Below are 19,603 nucleotides of genomic sequence, written 5' to 3'. Positions count from 1 at the left end.
GCAAGGAGCCCGATGCCCGCGACACCGCTCCGGATCGGCCTCGTCGGGGCCGGCGGCATCGCCCACGCCCACATGCCCGGGCTGCTGCGCCTCGGGCCGGTGGTCGTCTTCGCCCGGGACGGCGCCGAGGACCTCGCGGCAGCGTTCGCGGAGACCGCTCTCGCCACCGGGTCGTCGATCACGGTGGTCGACTCGCTCGCGGCCCTGCTCGACGTCGTCGACGTGGTCGACGTCGTGACGCCGACGTTCGCCCACGCGGAAGTCGTCCGCGCAGCCCTCGACGCCGGCAAGGACGTCATCTCCGAGAAGCCGCTCGCGCGGACCGACGCGGACGCGGCGGACCTGGTGCAGCGCGCTCGGGACGCAGGCCGAGCGCTGTACCCGGCCCAGGTGGTGCGCTGGTTCCCCGCGTACGCGCGCCTGCAGGAGGCCGTGGCCACGGGCCTCCTGGGCGATCTCGCGGTCCTGCGGTTCGTGCGGTCCGGCGCCTTCCCGATCCGGACCGCGTGGTTCGCGGACACGGAACTGTCGGGCGGGATCGTGATGGACCAGATGATCCACGACCTCGACATCGCGCGGTGGATCGCCGGCGAGGTCACCACCGTCTCCGCCATCGCGGTGCGCTCCGGGACGGCGGCCGAGCCGGTCGCCGCGGCGCACGTGCTGCTCACGCACGCATCCGGCGCGATCAGCCACGTCGCCGGGGTCTGGGGGCCGCAGCACCTGGCGTTCACGACCGAGTACTCGGTGACCGGGACCCTCGGCAGCCTGTCCCACCGGTCGCGTGACGAACTCGACTCCGTCGCGGACCTCGCGGTGCCCGAGGCCGTCGACGGGTTCCTGCCGCAGGTCGACCCGGCCGAGGACCCGTACGGGCTGGAGCTCGCCGACTTCGTGGGGGCGATCGCCGGCACCGGTCCCGCTCCCCGGGTCACGGCCGAGGACGGGGCAGCCGCCGTGCGGATCGCCAACGCCGCGCTGCGCTCGATCGCGAGCGGACAACCGGAGGTGCTGTCGTGACCGCGTTGCGGATCGGGGTGCTGTCCTTCGCGCACACGCACGCCCTCGGGTACCTGTCGGCGCTGCGGGCGATGCCGGACGTCGACGTCATCGGCTCCGACCCCGACGGCGTCAGCACCGGGACGACGAGGGACGAGCTGCGGGGACGCGAGCTGGCCGAGGCGCTCGGGGTCGAGTACGCGGACTCGTACGCCGACCTCTTCGCCTGGGGCCCGGACGCGGTCGTCGTCACGAGCGAGAACGCCCGACACCGGGAGCTGGTGGAGCGCGCGGCGGCGGCCGGTGTGCACGTCCTCTGCGAGAAGCCGCTCGCCACCACGTGGGAGGACGGCCTGGCCATCCGCGACGCCGTCGAGCGTGCCGGCGTGCTGCTCATGGTGGCGTTCCCCGTGCGGTTCGCCTCGGCGTTCGCGACGCTGCGGGCCACGCACGAGGCCGGGGCACTCGGCCAGCTGTTCTCCGTGCGCGGAGCCAACAACGGGATGCTGCCGCTCAGCCGCGACTGGTTCACCGACCCGGCGCTGTCGGGCGGCGGTGCGCTGGCCGACCACGTCGTGCACATCGCCGACCTGCTCGAGGCGCTGACGGGGTCGGCGCCGCGGACGGTGACGGCGGTGACCAACCGGGTGCTGCACGCGGAGCGGGTGGGCGGTGGGGCCAGCGCCGATCCGGCGGGCGGCGCTCCGCCCAGCGCCGAGACCGGTGGGCTCGTCACGATCACGTACGCGGACGGCCTCATCGCAGCGATCGACTGCTCGTGGAGCATGCCGGACACGTCGGCGGTGTGGGGCGGTCTGACGCTCGACGTCGCGGGGACCGGTGGCACGGTGTCGCTCGACGTCTTCGGGCCGGCCGCGCACGGGATCGTGGCCGCGACCGGGCTGCCGATCGAGGCACGCTACGGCGCCGACCTCGACGCCGTGATGCTCCGCACGTTCCTCGACGCGGTCCGCACCGGCGTGCAGCCCCAGCCCGACGTGCGGGTGGGGCTGCGGACGCTGTCGATCGTGCTCGCAGCGCAGGAGTCGGCGCGGACGGGGCGGACGGTCGCGGTCAGCGAGTGAGTCGCCGACGCCCCGCGGCAGCGCCGACGCGTCAGCGCTGCAGTGCCTCGGTCAGCTTGACCCGACCGCCCGTCCGGAGCAGGGCGTTCTCGTAGACCCGGGCGCCGATGACCACGACGAGCGCGGCCGACGCGATGACGACGAGCAGCGACACGACCGGCTCCCACCACTCCGCGGTCCCCAGGAAGATCCGCATCGGCATCCCGATCGGGGCGCTGAACGGCACGTAGGACATGATCCCGAGCACCGTGGGGTCGTCCGCGGCGAAGATGATCAGGAAGTACGGGATCATCACGAGCATCATCACCGGGGTCGTCACGCTCCCGACGTCCTCCTGGCGGGACACCAGCGCTGCCGACGCCGCGAACAGCGCCGCGATGAGCACGAACCCGATCGCGAAGAACACCACGAACCAGAGCATGCTCGGCCCGAGCAGCGTGAACAGGTTGTCCTGCCCGGTCACGGCGAGCGTCACCGCCGCGGCGATCGCGATCGCGACGATCTGCCCGAGCGCCATCACGCTGTTGCCGAGCACCTTCCCCGCCAACAGTGCACGGGCGGGGATCGCGGCCATCAGGATCTCGACGACCCTGGTCGACTTCTCCTCGACCACGCTCTGCGCGATTGACTGCCCGAACGTGACCGCGGCGGCGAAGAACACGACCCCGAACGCGACCCCGACGAGCGACACGAGCCCGGGCGGCAGGGCGTCCGGGTCGAGGAGCTCGACGCGCGGCGACACGGCGAGCGCCTGCACCACGTCCGTCGGCGCCTGGTCGAGGCCGACCACGCCGAAGCCGAGCGGACCCGACTCGGGCACGATCGCGGCGTCGACGTCACCGCTGCGGACCAGCTGCTCGGCGGCGGCACGGTCGTCGACGCGCGTCACGTCGAGGCCGCCGGTGGAGGGCAGCGAGACACCGTCGACGACCGCGACCGGGGTGGTGTCGTCGGAGCTGGCCTTCCCGACGAGGCCACCGACGACGATCGAGGCGACGACCATCACGAGCAGGATGGCGGCCGACACGACGAAGGCCTTGCTGCGGAGCCGCGCCTGGATCTCGCGGACGGAGACGAGCCGCACCGCCTGGCTGGAGCTGTTCACTTGACGACCTCCCGGAAGACCTCGCTGAGACGGGGCACGCGGCGGCCGAACGACCCCACCGTCCCCGTGGTGACCGCGCGCTGGAGCACGCGTTGCGCGACGGCGTCGTCGGCTTCGAACACGGCGTACCCGCCGTCGAAGTCGCGCACGTGCACGCCGGGCTCGTCGCGGATCCACGCGGCGTCGCCGTCGACCAGCAGCTCCCACGCCGCCGGGCCGGCGCTGCGACGGAGTTCCTCCTGCGGGCCGGAGGCGCGGATGCGACCGTCGGCGATGACCACGACGTCGTCGCAGAGCCGCTCGACGACGTCGAGCTGGTGGCTGGAGAACAGCACCGGGACGCCCTCGGCCGCGGTCTCGCGGAGCACCCCGAGCACGGTCTCGACGGCCATCGGGTCGAGGCCGGAGAACGGTTCGTCGAGCACGAGCACCTCGGGCCGGTGCGCCAGCGCCGCGGCGACCTGCACGCGCTGCTGGTTGCCGAGCGACAGCTTCTCGACCGGGTCACCGGCGTGCTTGCCGAGCTCCAACCGGTCGAGCAGCTCCGCGGTGCGGGCGGCTGCGGTCCGGCGCTCGACGCCGTGCAGTCGGGCCAGGTAGGTGACCTGCTCGGCGACGGGCATCTTCGGGTAGAGCCCGCGTTCCTCGGGCATGTAGCCGAAGCGCCGACGGTCGGTGGGCCCGACGGCCTGGCCGTCGATCGACACGGTCCCGCTGTCGGCGGCGAGCACCCCGAGCATGATCCGCATGGTGGTCGTCTTGCCGGCGCCGTTGCCGCCGACGAACCCGGTGAGCCGTCCTCGGCCGACCGTGAACGTCACGTCGTCGAGCACGCGGCGGTCACCGAACTGCTTCGTGACCCCGTCGACACTGAGCATCGCGTCTTCCCCTCCTGCGGTGGGGTCCCCCACTGCACGTCCGACGCTACGGAGCGGGCCCACACCGCGCCTCCCTCCCGGGGCGGGTCCTGGCCCTCCCCCGCTGGGAGGAGACCGGTCAGCCGCGCGAGCGGCGTCAACCGCGCGAGCGGACCACCCCGTGCTCGTACGCCCACACGACGGCCTGCACCCGGTCGCGGAGCTGGAGCTTCTGCAGCACGTTCGACACGTGCGTCTTCACCGTGGCGTCACCGACGAAGAGCAGTCCGGCGATCTCGGCGTTGCTCAGGCCCCGACCGAGCAGCTGGAGCACCTCGGTCTCGCGCTCGGTCAGCCCCGGCACCACGCACGGCTCGGCGACGTCCGGCGCGGACGCCGCAGGAGACACGGACGCGGACGCGGACGCGGACGACGCAGCCGCAGCCGCAGCCGCAGCCGCTGCCCCGGCCGTGGACCCGGCGCTCGCCCCCGCCGTCGCGCGGCTGATGACCCGCCTGGTGACGTCCGGTGCGAGCAACGCGTCCCCGGCCGCGACGGTCAGCACGGCGTCCACGAGCTGCTCCGGCGACGCGTTCTTCAGCAGGAACCCGCTCGCGCCGGCATCGAGGGCCTGGAACAGCGTGTCGTCGTTGTCGAACGTCGTCAGGACGAGGACGGCCGGTGGGTCCTCCAGTGCAGCGATCCGACGGGCGGCCTCGATCCCGTCGACGCCCGGCATCTGCACGTCGAGGCACACCACGTCCGGCCGGTGCGTCAACACGGCGTCGACCGCAGCGGCCCCGTCCGCCGCTTCACCGACGACGGAGATACCGGGTTCCGACTCGAGGATGACCCGGAACCCCGCCCGCACCAGGACCTGGTCGTCGGCCAGGACCACACGGACGTTCACGGTGTCGGCAGCCATGCGCGCACCAGGTACCCTCCCCGGGCGCGCGGCCCGATCTCCACGGTCCCGCCGACGGCGGCCACCCGTTCCCGCATCCCGACGTGGCCGAGTCCGCTGCCCCGGCTGCGGTCGTCCTCGTCCCCGCTGGACGGCCGGGAGGCTCGGCCCCCGTTCCCGGTGTCCGTCACCTCGACCTCGACCGCGTCAGGCAGGTAGCGCAGGCGCAGGTCCGCACGGGCGTCCGGCCCGGCGTGCTTGAGCACGTTCGTCACGGCCTCCTGCGCGATCCGGTAGGCCACCGTGGCGACGGTCGGCGGGACCGGGCGCTCCTCGCCGACGACCGAGTACCGCGACGGGTGCCCGGCGGTCGTCGCGGCGTCCACGAGTTCGGCGAGACGGCTGATGCCCTCGGTGCTCGGGGCGTCGTCGAGGGGCGCGCGGGTGCCGTCGCCGTCGTTCTCGCGCAGCGTGCCGAGCATCCGCCGGAGCTCCTCCACGGCGGTGCGGGCGTTCTCCTCGACCACGCCGAGCGACGCCGCGGCCTGGGCGGGGTCGCGCTCGAGCACGCGTCGAGCAGCACCGGCCTGGACGCCCATCAGCGACACGTGGTGCGCGACGACGTCGTGGAGCTCGCGCGCGATGCGGACCCGCTCGAGCGTGACGGCCTGCGCAGCGGTGCGCTCGCGTTCGACCGCGAGCTCGAGCGTCCGCTGGTCGAGGGCGTCCTTGGCGACCGCCGACGCCCACGCACGGTTGCCCGAGTACCAGGCGGCGCCGAAGTAGACGAGGTTGATGATGATCGACAGGAGCGAGCTCGCGACGTACGACGGGATCAGGGTGTCGCTGTCCCCGGACACCGCCGAGGGGACGGACCAGCGGAACACGATCGCCAGGAACACCCACGCGAACATGCCCACGATGACGATCCACCGCACCGCTTCCGCGCGCACCCGGTCGGAGCACCACGCACCGACCGTGTACAGCCCGATGAACAGCGTGAAGTTGATGAACAGCCCCTCGGGCACGCGGAGGAGCTGCGTGCCCGCGAACGCCAGCGCGACGAGCACCGCCACGGTCATGGGGTACCGGCGACGGAACGCGATCGGCCCCGCGTTCGCGACGACCATGAGGGCGCACACCCACCACGGCGCCGGGTCGTCGAACATGCCGGACGAGCCGTACAGCACCGTCGAGATCGCGATGCCCGCTGCCAGCACGAGGGCGAGCACCACGTCCTGCCGGTGTTCGCGAGGCCCGACGGGCAGGCGGGACCAGTCCTCGCTCGTCGCCCCCGCGCTCGTCATGCCGACAACGGTAGCGGCTGCCCCGTCGCGCCCGCAGATCTCGTACTGGTCCGGCGGCGAGGGCGACCGAGCGGTCGCCGACAGGGCGCGGACGCGTCCGACCGCAGACGGGAGGCGCGGTGCCAGCTGGCCCCGCGCCTCCCGTCCGTCACCTGCTCAGTTGGCCGGCGGTGCGTACAGCTGCAGGTCGTTGCCCTCGCTGTCCTTGAAGGGGACGATCTTGCCCCACGGGTGCTCGCTGATCTCGCCCTGGATGTCGGCGCCCTTCTCGCGGAGCGAGGCGACCTCGTCCTCGATGCTGCCGTCCGGCTGGAAGGACACGACCGCGCCGCCGTCCTTCGAGGGGCCGGCGGACTCGCGCGCGTTCAGGCCGATGCGCAGGCCGTTGGCGTCGATCTCGCTCCAGTCCTCGGACTGGTCGGTGACGGTGAGACCGAGGGTGTCGCGGTAGAACGCGACCGCGCGCTCCATGTCGGTGACCGGGACCCAGACTGCTGCAACTCCAGTTGCCATGGTGGTGCTTCCTCTCGTCGGTGGTACGCCCGGAACGGTAGGCAGCGGCGGTGCGTGCCGGCTCAGGAATGCGCCGGGAGCGCTGCGGGCGTAGGTTGCGCCCCATGAAACGGGTGACGGTCTCCATGAGCGTCTCGCTCGACGGGTTCATCGTCGGGCCCGACGGCGGCTTCGACTGGGCACCGCCGGACGAGGAGGAGTTCGGCGCCTTCCTCGACGAGCTCCGCGGCGTCGACGTGCACCTGCTCGGCCGACGGCTGTACGAGACCATGTCCTCCTGGGAGGACCCGGACCAGGCTGACTCGTGGGACGCCGCCGAGCAGGAGTGGGCCGAGCGCTGGAGGCAGCTGCCGAAGGTCGTGTTCTCGCGGACCCTGTCGAGCGTGACCGGAACGAACACGCGGCTGGCCACGGACGGTGTCCCCGAGGAGGTCGCACGCCTCCGCGCCGAGCCCGGCGACGGCGAGATCGCCGTCGGCGGCGCGGACCTGGCGGCCTCGGCGGCGGAGCACGACCTGGTCGACGAGTACCGCCTGCGGGTGTGCCCGGTGCTGGTGGGCGGCGGCCGGCCGTTCTTCCCCCGCGGCGAGCGCCAGGTGGGTCTCGAGCTGCTGTCGACGCGGACGTTCCGCACGAGGGCGGTGGCGCTGCGGTACGCGGTGCGGCACTGATCCGCACCGGACGGCTCCCAGGCGCACGCCCCCCCCCCGGGCCGAATTCGAAACGGGCGCTGACGGATCCGGTCGGCGGAACCCGAGGACCGTGAACCAGATCCGTCACGGCGAGATCCGAACTCCCACGTCCCGGAGAACCGGTCCCGGAGGACACCGCCGACACGTGGGAATGGACGAGACGCCCTCGGCTTTGCACTGGCCATGACATCGTCAGCAGAGCGCCGGGGGTGGCTCAGCGTGGTCTCCGTCGCACTCGGGTCCTTCGTCCTGGTGCTCTCCGAGTTCCTGCCCATCGGGCTCCTGCCTGCCATCGCCACCGACCTCGACGTGCCGATCGGCACGGCTGGCCTCATGGTGGTCGCGACCGGACTGGTCGGCGCCGTCGCCGCCCCGGTCGTCACCGTCGCCACGTCGCAGCTCGACCGCCGGGTCGTCCTGGTCGCCCTCACCGTGCTGCTCGTGGTCGCCGACGGCCTGGCGGCCATCGCCCCGTCCTTCGGCATCCTGTTGGTCGCACGCATGCTCCTCGGTGTCGGCATCGGCGGCTTCTGGGCGATCGGCGCGGGCATCGCCGGGAGGCTCGTCAAGCCCTCCGCCACGATCCGCGCGACGTCCTTCATCACCGCCGGCGTCTCGGTCGCCACCGTGGTGAGCCTGCCGCTCGGCGCGTTCGTGTCGTCGATCGGCAGCTGGCGTCTCGGGTTCGTCATCGGCGGGGTGCTCGGCCTGATCGCCCTCGTGCTGCAGCTGGTGATGCTGCCGAGCATCCCGGCCGTGCAGCGGGTGCGTTTCAGCACGCTCGGCGCACTGCTGCGGGTCCCTCGGGCCCGCGTGGGACTCATCGCCGCCGCGTTCGTCTTCGCCGCGCAGTTCGCCGCCTACACGTACGTCGCACCGTTCCTCCAGGAGCTCGTCGGGGTCGGCCCGGACACGGTGACCCTCGCGCTGCTGGTGTTCGGTGTCGCCGGGATCGTCGGCAACTTCGCCGCGGGGTTCACCCTGAACCGCAGCGTGCTCGGGACGATCGGGGCGTCGAAGTTCGTCCTCGCCGCCGCCGTCGTCGCGCTCCCGCTCCTGGCGCACTCGGTCGTCGGCGTCTTCGCCCTGCTGGTCGTGTGGGGCCTGGTCTGGGGAGCGCTCCCGCTCGGGATGCAGACGTGGATGTCGACGGCGTCCCCCGGCGGCTCCGAGACCGGGCTCGCCCTGTTCGTCACGACGATCCAGCTCGCCATCGCCGCGGGATCGGTCCTGGGCGGCGTGGCCGTCAGCACCGTCGGCATCGCCGGGGACTTCTGGCTGTCGGCCGGCATCGCCGTGGTGGGTGCGGTCGTGCTGGTCGGGCTGGGCCTGCGGCGGTCGAGTGCCGTGCCGCAGGTCGCCGACGCCGAGGTCGGGGACCCGACGCCGACGGCATCGACGCCGGTCGTCTAGCTGACGGACGCCCCGAGCGCTCGGTGTCGTGCGGTCACAAGACTGACCGCCACGCGTGCCGCCCGGTCGGACGCATCGTCCAGGTGGGCCCGGAACTGCTCCCCCGTCGGCGCGCAGAGGTCGCTGATGCCCCGCACCGACACGAACGGGACGTCGTGGACGTGCGCGAACTGGGCGATCGCCGCCGACTCCATGTCGACGGCGCCGACGTCCGGGAAGACCTCCCGGAGGGCCCGAGCGCGCTGGTCCGCCACGAAGACCTCGCTCGAGCCGATGACGTGTGGGCGGACGCGGAACGGGACCACGGCGGCGAGGGCGTGCTCGACCAACCGCGGGTCGGCCGCGTAGCGCTCGGGCATCCCGGGCACCTGCCCGATCCGGTAGCCGAAGACCGTGGCGTCCGCGTTGAGGTTCACGTAGTCCCGACCGACGACGACGTCACCGAGCTCCACGTCCGTGGCGAGGCCGCCGGCGGAACCGATGCTGATCATCGGGACCGCCGCCCCGAACAGGTGGAAGCAGCGGGCGGCGGCGATCGTCGCGTTCGTGAACCCGATCCCGCTCCGCACCAGGGCGACGCGGGCCCCGTTGACGGTGACGAACCAGGGCGCGCCGCCGACCGGCTCCGCAGGAGGATCGGTGGCGAAGGCGCCGAACGCCGCGGCTTCCTCGGCCATGGCGGCGATCACCACGACCGACGGGAGGCTCGGGCCTGTCGGTCCTGCAGCCGCGTCGTTCTCCCTGGTGCTCACTGATTGATCCTGACACGGATGCCGGGCTGTCCCGTTCAGAGCGCGAGGAGCAGGACGACAAGGGTCGCGACCGCGAACACGAACAGGACCGCTGCGGGCTGCACGTTCTTCTCGTGTGCCCGCACGTGCGCGACGACCGCGCCGGCGAAGTAGACGACCGCGCCGATCGCGGCGGCGATGCCGATCGCGGGGACCCACAGGCCGACGACCAGTCCGATCGTGGCGAGGAGCTCGAGCACGCCGAGGACGCGCATCTGGGGCACGGACACGTTGACCACGCGCATGTTCTCGGTCATCTGCGCGGTGCCGAGGAGCTTCATCACCCCGGACCCGAGCATGGCGACGGCGAGCAGCAGCGAGAGGGCGACGGCGGCGATGTGCACGGGGACTCCAGGGTCGGTCGGACGAGGCTCGCTCATTCTCCCTGGCAGGCGCCACCGGTGGCAGTGGCATGCTGCGAACACGTCGTCCAGGGCGGACGGCCGGTGGAGGAGAACTCGATGTCCGGAGTGACGCACGTGGTCCTGGTCCAGTGGAACGCCGACGGGGACCGGTCCGCCGAGGCCGACTCCCTCGCACGGGAACACCTGACGAAGATCGAGGGGGTGCTCTCCGTGCAGTCGGGGTCGAGCGTGAGCACCGAGGGCAAGGAGGGCGACTTCGACTGGATGCTCGTGGTCGAGTTCCGTGACCGGGAGTCCCTGGCGGCCTACCTGCCGCACCCGTCGCACCAGCCCGTCGGACAGTTCATCGGGGCCGGCAGCCAGCACGTGGTCGTGTTCGACATCGACCAGAGCTGAGCTGAGCTGGTCGACGCCGGCGGGCTCAGCTCGCGAGCTCGAGGTCCCAGACGGGAGCGACGTACTCGCGGGCCCAGCCCTCGCGCAGGCGGGTGACGGCGCGGTCGTAGGCCTCGAGCAGGTCCATCTCCGGCCGGACCATCGACTGCAGCTGCAGTCCTTCGTACGTGGCGAGGAGCTGCTCGGAACCGCGGGCCGGCTCCATCGTGCCGGGCTCCCGGCCGAGCTGGACGTCACGCTCGAGGGCACGCTGCACGAACGCGTGGAACCGACGCCACCGCATGTGCAGCATCGGCGCGAGCGGGTGGTCGGGCGCGGCGGCGATGTTGAGCGTCGACGTCAGGAAGCGCATCAGCGACGGGTCGGCGATGTTCGACGTCACGATGGCGCGCAGGAACCGGATCGTGCCGTGCTGCTCGGCGATCCCCATGAGCGGGCCGGTGCGCTGCTCGTTCCACTGGTCGATCGTGGCGAGGAGCAGGCCGTCCCAGCTCGGGAACACGGCCTCGACGGTCGCAGCGGTGGTGTCGGCCTCGCGCGCGACGCTCTCGACGGTGACCTCGTGCAGCGGTCGGGTGCGCAGCGACTGCATCATCCCGGCGACGATGCGCGATCGCATCGACTCCGTGTCGTCGGCGGGGGCGTCAAGTTCGTGCGTGTGCATACACCGATCCCACCGCTCAGGACCGCGGACGAGCCAGCCCCAGAATGAGGGGAACGCGCTTTCCGGCCGTCCGGAGACCCGGCACCGGCCCTTGGTAGCGTGCCCCCATGACGACGCTGCCTGCCGACCGACCGTCCTCCGAGGCCGAGGTGCGCGCCGCGCTGCTGGCCCTGGACCACGCGACGAAGCACCCCTTCTCAGTCGTCGACGAGGACGGTGTCGTCGTCGCCGGCTGGGGAGGAGCAACCGGCCGCGAGCGGTTCACCTACCGGTACACCGTGCGGCTGCTGCCCGAGACGGCCGAGTACACGCGGCTGACGACGTCGACGACCAGGACGTCGTCGAGCTCGACCGGCTCGTACGCGTTCAACTCCCTGTGGATCTCGAAGCCGGTGAACGAGGTGCTCCGCTCCCACGGGTGGCGGCCACGGCGCACCGCGGTCGGGAAGTTCCTCCGGCGCCTGGTCGGACGCGCGGACTGACCGCACCCTCGCGCCCTCAGCTGATCGCCGCGAGCAGCACCGTCGGGTCGCCCTCCATCCAGCGGCAGTCCATCGTGAACCGAGCCACGCGCGGCCCCTCGGGCGTGACGCGGACGTGGAAGGTCCAGGTGTTGCCCATCAGGGCGTGGCGGGTCGACGTCGTGTCCGGACCTTCGCCGGGCAGGTGGTGCTGCGCGAGGGCGTAGGCCTCGACGAGGTACCCGTCGCCGAGACCGCGGGCGGTGACGTTGCTGACCGCGTGCATCGTGTCGAGCGGGCCGACGGCGCCGATCATCGTCGGGATGACCGTCTCGCGGCGGCGCAGGACGGGGAACTCCAGGCCGATCTTCGTCGTGGCCGGCGTCATGTCGACGACGACGTCCTCGGTGAGGAGCCCGTCGAGCACGGCGGCGTCGGCGGTGTCCAGCGCCCGGGCCCAGAGGAGCGGCAGACGCCCGAGCTCCCACTCGGTCTCGAACGGCAGGGGCGTGGTGGTCTCGGTGCTGCTCATGGTGCTGCTCACGGTGGTGTTCCTCCGGTCGTGTGGTGGTGGTGGCGCCCCTGCTGGGGCGGATGTGGACGAGCACACCAGCTGCGTGTCGACGTCCCGTCGACACGCGATCGACGACTCGTCAACGCGGTCAGGTGGCCAGGAGGCTGTCGGCACCACCGGAGCGTCGCCGGGACCGACCGCGCCGTCATCCGTGGAACCACGGGTCATCGGTCACGCCCTGCCCAGCCAGCGACGGACACCGGCCCGGATGCTGCATGATCTGTGAGGGACCACGCACGCTGACGGGGATCGGGGGGCTCGTGACGCGACCACGGCTGCTCGTCGCGCGTGCTCGTGCGCGGCTCGCGCTCCTGGTGCCGGTCGCGTCCGTCGTCGCAGCGGCCGTCGCGCTGCCGCTCCTGGCGATCGGGCTCGGTGACGCGGGAGCCGAGTCGGGCGCCGCCACCGTCCTCGCCGCCCAGCCGGCGCGCGCCGCGGCCACCGTCGTCACCGAACAGCTCGGCGACGCGCCCACCACTCAGGCCCGCCGGGTGCGCGCAGCCATCGCGGACCGGCTGCCCGCCGACAGCGCGGACGTGACCTGGTCCGCGTCGGTGACCACGGCCGTCGACGCGGGGAGCGCCGGACAGGAGGCCCGGATCGCCGCCGTCCCGAGCCTCCCGTCCGTCGCCCACGTCGTCTCGGGCACGTGGCCGGCCGAGCCCACCACGAGCGGTCCGGTGCCCACCGCCGTCCAGGCGGACGCAGCGCAGCGACTCGGTCTCCGGGTCGGCGACACGGTCGCCGTCGGCCCCCGCTCGGCCCTGGTGCTCCGCGTCGCGGCGACGTGGCGGGCGCACGACGCCGGCGCTGCGGTCTGGTCGGGTGCCTCGGACATCGGGTCGGGCACGGACGACGGCGTGGCCGGCCCCTTCGTCGTGCCCGCGCGGTCGATCGCGGACGTCCCGGGCACGGCCACGGCGACCTGGACCACCACGCCGACCACCGACCGGGGGCGACTCGTCGCGCCGGACGGGCTGCGTCGAGGACTGAGCGCGGTCACCGCGGCGACCTCCGGCGACACCGGTGCGCTGGCGGGCGCGGACGTGTCCGGCACCCTCCCCGCGACGCTGGCGCGGATCGATGTCGGCATCGCGACCGCCCGCGCCCTCGTCCGGATCGGCGTCGCGGTCGCCGCGGTCCTCGGCGTCGTCGCCGTCAGCGTGCTGTTCGTGCTCCTGCGCGACGCGCGGTCCCGCGAGGACGCGCTCTTCACCGCACGCGGCGCGACCCGCGCCCAGCTCGTCCGCTGGACCTGCCTGGAGACCCTGGTGGTGGCAGGTGCCGGAGCCGTGGTCGGCGCCGTCGTGGCGGTCGTCCTCGCCGGTCTCCTCGGGCACGGAGCCACACCGACCGTGTGGGTCGGCGTCCTGACACCCGTCATCGCGGTCGTCGTCGCGGTGGCCACCGCCGGTGTCGTCGCCGCGCGGCGGACGTCGTCCGTCGGAGCCACCGGCACCTGGGTCGCGGTCGTGCTGACCGTCGCCGTGGTGGCGGCAGCGGCGTTCGCGACCTGGCGGCTCTTCACCGTCGGCGTGCCGGTCTCCCGCGTCCGCGGACAGGTGGAGACCGACCCGATCGCCGCCGTGTCACCGGTCGTGACGGTGTTCGCGAGTGCGCTGGTCACGGTCGTCCTCGTGGGCGTGGTCGCTGCGCTCGTCGCCCGCGCCGTCCCGCGGTGGCGCGGTTTCCTGCCCGGTCTCGTCGTGCGCCGGCTCGCCAGGACCTGGGCGTCGACGGCCCCGGTAGTCGTGCTCGTCGCGATGGCGGTCGCGGTGGGCGGGCTCGCGGCCGGACTCGCGGCGACGACCTCGGCCGTGGACGGCGCGACCGCCTCCGCCGTCGTCGGACCCGCGGTGCGGGTGACCGCCGACGGTGACGACGCCGTGGAGGACGGGGCCACGGTCGTCGCGCCGACGGCAGGGGTCTCCGGGCGGGACACCGTCTCGACGCCCGTGCTCACCGACGAGGTGACCGCGGGTGACCGCCGCGTCCCCCTCGTGGCCATGCCGGCGGCCGCGGCGACGGGCGTGCTCGGACGCGCGGGTGCCGCAGCGTTCCGGGACGTCGACGTGCCGGGCCGAGCGGGCACCGCGCTGCCCGCCGGCACCCGCCGTGTCGAGGTCACCGTGCGCGTCGGGCAGGCCACGCTCGACGGCACGCCCAGGTCCGACGCACGCGGCGCGGTCCGGTCCGCGCTCTGGGTGGTGGACCAGGACGGGGTGGCCGCCGAGCTGCCGCTCACCGCCGACGACGGCGCCGACGTGGCGCTCGGGGAGACCGGCCGCCTGCACGCGGTGCTCCCCACCGCCGCCGGGGCACGGGGGACGACGTGGCGACTGCTCGCCGTCGACCCCACCCTGACCTTCAGCAGCCGTCCCGCCGACGTCGACGCAGGGATCGCACCCGCGCGGCTCCGGGTGACGGTCGGCGTCGCCGTGGCCGACGTGCCGGCAGCGGCTGGGGACCGCGTGCTCGAAGACCTCGGTGGTCCCACCCGGATCCCCCTCGGAGCGGCGGCGTCGGGGCGGACGCTGCCCGTCGTGGTCACCACCGCGCTCGCGGCGGAACTCGGACTGCGGCCCGGGTCGCCGCTCGACCTCGACGCGGCGTCGACGGCGCGCACCCTGCACACCCGGGTCACCGGTGTGGTCGAGCGGGTACCGGGCAGCGCCTCCACGACCGCCGTCGCCGCCGACCTGCCGGCACTCGTCGACGCGTCCGTCCTCGGCGGCCCGGCGGTGGACGGCACGGCGGGCGCGGTCCCGCGGGCCGACGAGACCTGGATCGCCGGCCCCGACCCGACGACGCTCGCCGCGCAGGCCGCTCGGCACCTGACGGTGTCCGGGTCCGTGAGCACCCGGGCCGCCGTGTCGTCGACGCCCGTGCTCGCCCCGGCGGTGGGGGCCCTCGCGGGGGTGGCGGCGTTCGGCACCCTGCTGGCGCTCCTGGCGTTCGTCGGGGGTGTCGTCAGCAGTGCCGACCCGCAGCGCTCCGCGACCTCCCGAGCGCTCGGCGTCTCCCCCGCTGCAGCCGGACGGGCCCGCGTCGCGGAGCTCGTCGCCCCGGTCGTCGCTGCCACGCTCGGCGGGCTCGTCGGCGGGGGCGTGACGGTCGCGACGGTCGCCGCACCGTTCGCGATCGCCGCCGTCCCCGGTGCGACCGGCCTGGTCACGGCCGATCCCGTCGTGGTCTCCGCCGGCACCTTCCTCGTGCCCGTCGTCGTCCTGGCGGGGGCCGGCCTGCTGGCAGCCGTCGCCGGCCGCCGGACCCGCAGAGCCGTGGCCGAGGGAGGACACCGATGAGCGGCCGGCACACCCGTCGACGTCCTGGCGCCCCCCTCGGGAGAATCGTCGCGGAGCACCGCGCACCCCTCGTGGCCATCGCGGTCGTGACCCTGCTCGCCGCACTGCTGGCCGGGTCCGTGCTGTCGGTCCTCGGCGCGCTGGCGACGGCCGGCACCCGAGCCGACCTCGACCGGGCGACCGCGACCGACCGGGACCTGCAGGCGACCTTCGCCGTCGTCGCCGGGGACGCCGAACCACCCGCGACGGCGCAGACCGTGTTCGACGGGCTCGGCGACGACCTCGACGCGGTGCACCGGTCGATGCCCGGAGCACTGCGCACCGCCACCGGACGAGCGGGCTGGTACGCGGCCACCGGGTACCTGGGGCTCGACGCACTGCCGTCGAAGGTCCCGGCGTCGGTGTCCGTCGCGACCGACCCCGCGTTCGCCGACGTGGTGCGCTTCACCGAGGGCCGGGCGCCACGACCGGCGCGGGACTCCGCCACGGTCGAGGTCGCCGTCTCCCCCGCCGTCGCCGCGGCCGTCGGGTGGCGGGTGGGCCAGGTCCGGACCGTCGCCGGCGAACTGTCGCTCGAGCTCGTGGGTGTCTACCGGCCGCTCGACCGGCACGACCCGACGTGGGGACACGTGCCCACGACGCTCCGGCCGGCGACCGCGGGGACCGGTGACGGCGGCACGACGGTGTCGGCCACGGCGTTCGCCGCGGCGGGGTCCTTCGGCCACGTCGCCGACGACGGCCGCACCACCCAGGGCCACGCGTGGTTCCCGGTCCGCACGGACACCGTCACCGCGTCCGGACGCCCGGGCCTGGTGGACGCCGTCGGTCGGTTCCTCGCCACCCGACAGCCCCTGCCGAGCACGGCGGCCGGGTCGGTGGCCTTCTCGACGGGCCTGCCGGGGCTGCTCGACGCCTCCGTGGCCCGCGACGCCACGGTCGGCACGCTCGCGGCGGCACTCGGCTCCGGGCCGGCCGGTGCGCTCGTCGCACTCGGTGCACTGCTCGCCCGACTCGTGCTCGACCGTGCCGAGGCCGGCCTGCGGCTGCTGGGAGCGCGCGGCGCCTCCGACCGTGTGGTCCGCTCGGTCGCCGCCGGGCTCGTCGCCGTCGCCGCGGTCCCGGGTGCCGCTGCGGGCGGGGTCCTCGCGGTCCTCGTGCAGCTGACGCCGCTGGGTGGGTCGGTGCCCGCCCCGCTGCAGGCCATGGTCGCTGCGCTGCTCGCCGCCGTCGTGCCGTGCGCCGCGGCGGCGGTCCTCGCGCGCACGGTGCAGGTCGGAGCACGTCGTCGCGCCGTCCGACCGGTCGTCGAGGCCGCCGTGCTCGTCGCGACCGTGGCGGCGGTCGTCGTCACGACCAGGAGCGGCGTCACGACGAGCGCGCCCGGCGGCTCGGTGGACCCCCTGGCCGCGGTGCTGCCGCTGCTGCTCGCCGGGTCCGGCGTCGTGGTCGTCCTGCGCCTGCTGCCCGTCGTGCTCGGACGGCTCGTCGCCGTCGCCCGACGTCGCCGTGGCGTCGCGATGCTCGTCGGGGTCGTGACCGCCGCGCGCTCCGCCGTCGCGCAGGCCGTCCCGCTCGTCGTCGCCGTGATCGGCATCGCCGTGGCCCTGTTCGCGACCGTCGTCGGCAGCACGCTCGAGGACGGGGTCGCCCAGGCGGCCCGCCGGAGCGTCGCGGCGGACGTCGCCGTGTCGTCGGTGGCCCTCGACCCCGACCAGGTCGCCCGCGTCGCCCGCGTCCCCGGCGTCGCTGCCGCGGTCGGTGTCTCCACCACGGACGAGGTGTCCTTCGACACCCCGGACGGCGCCGTCCAGGCCGTGGTCCTCGTCGCCGACGCGGACCGACTCGCCGCCGTGCAGCGGGACGTCCCAGGAGCGCTCCCCGCACCGGCGGCACTCCGGACGACCCGGGGCGAGCGTGTGCCCCTCGTCGCGTCGCGGTCGCTCGCCGAGGCCACCGGGCGGGACTCCAGCGTCCTCGGGACGGACACGCGCGTGGTGGCGACCGCCCCGGACGCGGTCCCGTTCACCCTCGCGAAGCGCTGGGTGCTCGTCGACACCCGCACCGCAGAGGCCCTCACCGAGACCGGCAGCGTCGACCGGGTGCTCGTCCGGACGGCCGACGGCGCATCACCCGACCGCGTCGCCGCGGCCGTGCGACGCCTGGTGCCGTCCGGGGACGTCGACACGGCCGTCGGGGTGGCTCGGTCCATCGACGCCGACCCGCGCGTCCCGGGCACACGTGCGGTCGCGGTCTCGGCAGCAGTGCTCGGTGGTGCGCTCGGCCTCGGCACGCTGGTCGTCGCGGGGGTGACGGCGGGGTCGTCGCGTCGGGCTCGGACCCGCCTGCTCGGGGTGTTCGGCACGACCCCGGGTGACGCGCGGGCCGTCGTCGTGGCCGAGACGCTCCCGCTCCTCGTGGCCGCACTGGTCACGGGGACCGCCGTGGCCGTCGGGGTCGTCGCGACCACGCTGCCCTCGGCTGACCTGCGCTCGTTCACCGGAGCCGTCGTCCGACCGGTGGTCTCGGTCGACCCCGGGCTGCTCGCCGGGGTGGCCGGTGGACTGCTCGTGGCGCTCACGGGCGTCCTCGTCCTGACCGTCCGCGCCGGCGCCCCCGCGCACCACCGCCCGACCAGGAGGAACCGATGAGCACCACCCCCGACATCGTCTGCCGCGACCTCGTGCGGATCTACCGGTCCCGCGACGTCGAGGTGCAGGCGCTCCAGGGCCTGACCCTGACGGTCCGAGCGGGCGAGATGGTCGCGCTCGTCGGTGCCTCGGGCAGCGGCAAGTCGACGCTGCTCGGGATCCTCTCCGGGCTCGACGCCCCCTCGGCCGGGCAGGCCGTCGTGGCGGACGTCGACCTCGGGTCACTCGACCGTCGCGGTCGCACCCGCTTCCACCGTCACAGCGTCGGCTTCGTCTGGCAGCAGACCGCGCGCAACCTCGTGCCGTACCTCACGGTCAGCGAGAACGTCGCAGCGGTCCTCACGGTCGCGGGCGTGCGCGGCCGTCAGCGTGACGAACGGGTCCGCGAGGTGCTCGACCTCGTGGGCATCGGCGACCACGGTCACGAGCTGCCCGGGGCGTTGCCCGGTGGTGTGCAGCAGCTCGCCGCGATCGCCGTGGCCCTGGCCAACCGCCCGCGGGTCCTGCTCGCCGACGAGCCGACGGGTGCGCTCGACCGTGCCGCCGCCCGGGCCGTGCTCGCGACGATGCGGGCGGTGAACGAGCACGAGGGCGTCACCGTCCTCATCGTCACCCACGACCAGACCGTCGCCGAACAGGTGCGACGGACGGTCCGGATCCGGGACGGACGCACCTCGACCGAGACCATCCGCGACGACCTCGGGAACAGCCCGGGAGAGGAGTTCGCCGTGATCGACGAGGCGGGGCGCCTGCAGCTGCCCGAGTCCTTCCAGCTGGCGCTCGGGCTGCGCGACCGCGTCCGGCTCAGCCTGCAGGACGACCACGTCGTCCTGCGCCGCGGCGACGACGAGGTGGACCGGTGAGCGGCCCCGTGCTCGAGGCCTCCGGGCTCGGATGGGACGTGACCACCGCGGCCGGCCCGCTCCGGGTCGTGCACGACGTGGACCTGCGGGCGGACCGCGGCGAACTCGTGGTCGTCCGCGGCGCCTCGGGGTCCGGCAAGACCTCGCTGCTGCGGCTGCTCGCCGGCCTCGAGCGTCCGGACCGCGGCACGGTCGCCGTCGACGGGACGACCCTGGCCGACCGGAGCGAGGACGAGCTCCGCGCACTCCGCCGCGACCGCCTGGCGATCGTCTTCCAGGACTTCTCGCTCCTGCCCGTGCTGACCGCGGCCGAGAACGTCGAGGTGCCGCTCCGCATCCGGCGCACCGAGCCGGCCGAGCGGGACGCGATGGTGGCCGAGGCGCTCGCGCTCGTCGGCCTGACCGGACACGAGCACCAGCGCCCCGAGGAGCTCTCCGGCGGTCAGCAGCAGCGGGTCGGCATCGCCCGAGCGGTCGTCGGTCGACCGGGACTCCTGCTCGCCGACGAACCGACGGCACAGCTGGACAGCGCGACCGCCGCGGGGATCGTCGACCTGGTCGCCGGCCTCGTGCACGACACCGGGCTCGCCGCGGTGGTCACCACGTCGGACGACGCGTTCCTCGACCGGGCGACGCGGGTCGTCGACATCGAGCGCTGAGG

19 protein-coding genes are annotated in these 19,603 nt (G+C 74.2%); 10 read left to right on the top strand and 9 right to left on the bottom strand.

Annotated elements, in window-relative coordinates; all coding sequences use genetic code 11:
* The first annotated feature begins 12 nt into the window (after positions 1–12).
* Positions 13–1,020: a Gfo/Idh/MocA family protein gene (locus tag ITJ68_RS02580; protein ID WP_194659767.1), complete on the top strand. Its 1,008-nt coding sequence runs from the start codon at positions 13–15 to the stop codon at positions 1,018–1,020.
* Positions 1,017–2,084 (top strand): Gfo/Idh/MocA family oxidoreductase, encoded by a 1,068-nt coding sequence (locus tag ITJ68_RS02575; RefSeq protein WP_323743193.1) that lies wholly within the window; start codon positions 1,017–1,019, stop codon positions 2,082–2,084. The genes ITJ68_RS02580 and ITJ68_RS02575 overlap by 4 nt, the downstream gene beginning before the upstream one ends.
* 31 nt (positions 2,085–2,115) lie before the next feature.
* Here the strand turns inward: ITJ68_RS02575 and ITJ68_RS02570 are convergent, their stop codons facing one another.
* The 5 genes from ITJ68_RS02570 to ITJ68_RS02550 form a co-directional block, all read right to left on the bottom strand.
* Positions 2,116–3,189, bottom strand: a complete 1,074-nt coding sequence (locus ITJ68_RS02570; protein ID WP_194659766.1) for an ABC transporter permease — start codon at positions 3,187–3,189, stop codon at positions 2,116–2,118.
* Positions 3,186–4,067 (bottom strand): ABC transporter ATP-binding protein, encoded by an 882-nt coding sequence (locus ITJ68_RS02565; RefSeq protein ID WP_194659765.1) that lies wholly within the window; start codon positions 4,065–4,067, stop codon positions 3,186–3,188. The genes ITJ68_RS02570 and ITJ68_RS02565 overlap by 4 nt, the downstream gene beginning before the upstream one ends.
* A gap of 136 nt (positions 4,068–4,203) precedes the next feature.
* The gene (locus tag ITJ68_RS02560) at positions 4,204–4,971 is read right to left on the bottom strand and encodes a response regulator transcription factor (protein WP_194659764.1); all 768 of its coding nucleotides are present in this window, start codon (positions 4,969–4,971) and stop codon (positions 4,204–4,206) included.
* Positions 4,953–6,257, bottom strand: coding sequence for a sensor histidine kinase (locus ITJ68_RS02555; RefSeq protein ID WP_194659763.1), 1,305 nt, complete (start codon positions 6,255–6,257; stop codon positions 4,953–4,955). Before ITJ68_RS02555 ends, ITJ68_RS02560 begins: the two co-directional genes overlap by 19 nt.
* Before the next feature lie 156 nt (positions 6,258–6,413).
* Positions 6,414–6,770: a VOC family protein gene (locus tag ITJ68_RS02550; RefSeq protein ID WP_194659762.1), complete on the bottom strand. Its 357-nt coding sequence runs from the start codon at positions 6,768–6,770 to the stop codon at positions 6,414–6,416.
* A 104-nt stretch (positions 6,771–6,874) separates the two neighbouring features.
* Between ITJ68_RS02550 and ITJ68_RS02545 the strand changes: the two genes are divergently transcribed.
* Positions 6,875–7,441 (top strand): dihydrofolate reductase family protein, encoded by a 567-nt coding sequence (locus tag ITJ68_RS02545; protein ID WP_194659761.1) that lies wholly within the window; start codon positions 6,875–6,877, stop codon positions 7,439–7,441.
* 204 nt (positions 7,442–7,645) lie between these two features.
* Positions 7,646–8,875 carry an MFS transporter gene (locus ITJ68_RS02540; RefSeq protein WP_194659760.1) on the top strand — a complete coding sequence of 410 codons (1,230 nt, stop codon included), beginning with the start codon at positions 7,646–7,648 and terminating at the stop codon, positions 8,873–8,875.
* On the opposite strand, the gene mtnN is transcribed toward ITJ68_RS02540, so the two are convergent.
* On the bottom strand, positions 8,872–9,627 hold the full coding sequence (gene mtnN, locus ITJ68_RS02535; protein WP_323743192.1) for a 5'-methylthioadenosine/S-adenosylhomocysteine nucleosidase: 756 nt from the start codon (positions 9,625–9,627) through the stop codon (positions 8,872–8,874). The genes ITJ68_RS02540 and mtnN overlap by 4 nt on opposite strands.
* A 35-nt stretch (positions 9,628–9,662) precedes the next feature.
* Positions 9,663–10,010: a DoxX family protein gene (locus ITJ68_RS02530; RefSeq protein WP_194659759.1), complete on the bottom strand. Its 348-nt coding sequence runs from the start codon at positions 10,008–10,010 to the stop codon at positions 9,663–9,665.
* 117 nt (positions 10,011–10,127) lie between these two features.
* On the opposite strand from ITJ68_RS02530, the gene ITJ68_RS02525 reads away from it, so the two are divergent.
* Positions 10,128–10,427, top strand: a complete 300-nt coding sequence (locus ITJ68_RS02525; protein WP_194659758.1) for a Dabb family protein — start codon at positions 10,128–10,130, stop codon at positions 10,425–10,427.
* A gap of 25 nt (positions 10,428–10,452) precedes the next feature.
* Here the strand turns inward: ITJ68_RS02525 and ITJ68_RS02520 are convergent, their stop codons facing one another.
* Complete coding sequence (locus ITJ68_RS02520) at positions 10,453–11,091, bottom strand: TetR/AcrR family transcriptional regulator (RefSeq protein ID WP_194659757.1); 639 nt, start codon at positions 11,089–11,091, stop codon at positions 10,453–10,455.
* A gap of 107 nt (positions 11,092–11,198) precedes the next feature.
* Here ITJ68_RS02520 and ITJ68_RS02515 point away from each other — a divergent pair, with 107 nt between their 5' ends.
* Positions 11,199–11,573 carry a hypothetical protein gene (locus tag ITJ68_RS02515; RefSeq protein WP_194659756.1) on the top strand — a complete coding sequence of 125 codons (375 nt, stop codon included), beginning with the start codon at positions 11,199–11,201 and terminating at the stop codon, positions 11,571–11,573.
* 16 nt (positions 11,574–11,589) lie between these two features.
* Here the strand turns inward: ITJ68_RS02515 and ITJ68_RS02510 are convergent, their stop codons facing one another.
* Entirely contained in the window at positions 11,590–12,096 is a 507-nt protein-coding gene (locus ITJ68_RS02510; RefSeq protein ID WP_194659755.1) for a nuclear transport factor 2 family protein, read from the bottom strand.
* A gap of 290 nt (positions 12,097–12,386) precedes the next feature.
* Between ITJ68_RS02510 and ITJ68_RS02505 the strand changes: the two genes are divergently transcribed.
* Genes ITJ68_RS02505 through ITJ68_RS02490 form a run of 4 tightly spaced genes read left to right on the top strand, consistent with a single transcriptional unit; the run spans position 12,387 to position 19,601 of the window.
* Positions 12,387–15,431 (top strand): FtsX-like permease family protein, encoded by a 3,045-nt coding sequence (locus tag ITJ68_RS02505; RefSeq protein ID WP_194659754.1) that lies wholly within the window; start codon positions 12,387–12,389, stop codon positions 15,429–15,431.
* Positions 15,428–18,079 (top strand): hypothetical protein, encoded by a 2,652-nt coding sequence (locus tag ITJ68_RS02500; protein ID WP_194659753.1) that lies wholly within the window; start codon positions 15,428–15,430, stop codon positions 18,077–18,079. Before ITJ68_RS02505 ends, ITJ68_RS02500 begins: the two co-directional genes overlap by 4 nt.
* The gene (locus ITJ68_RS02495) at positions 18,076–18,942 is read left to right on the top strand and encodes an ABC transporter ATP-binding protein (RefSeq protein WP_194659752.1); all 867 of its coding nucleotides are present in this window, start codon (positions 18,076–18,078) and stop codon (positions 18,940–18,942) included. Before ITJ68_RS02500 ends, ITJ68_RS02495 begins: the two co-directional genes overlap by 4 nt.
* The gene (locus ITJ68_RS02490; RefSeq protein WP_323743191.1) at positions 18,939–19,601 is read left to right on the top strand and encodes an ABC transporter ATP-binding protein; all 663 of its coding nucleotides are present in this window, start codon (positions 18,939–18,941) and stop codon (positions 19,599–19,601) included. Before ITJ68_RS02495 ends, ITJ68_RS02490 begins: the two co-directional genes overlap by 4 nt.
* Positions 19,602–19,603: the final 2 nt, after the last annotated feature.

Origin of the sequence: Curtobacterium sp. VKM Ac-1395 (genome assembly GCF_015350975.1) — a bacterium.
Classification (GTDB): domain Bacteria; phylum Actinomycetota; class Actinomycetes; order Actinomycetales; family Microbacteriaceae; genus Curtobacterium.
Note: the sequence above shows the minus strand (reverse complement) of the source record. Positions and strands in the feature narration are given on the sequence as shown.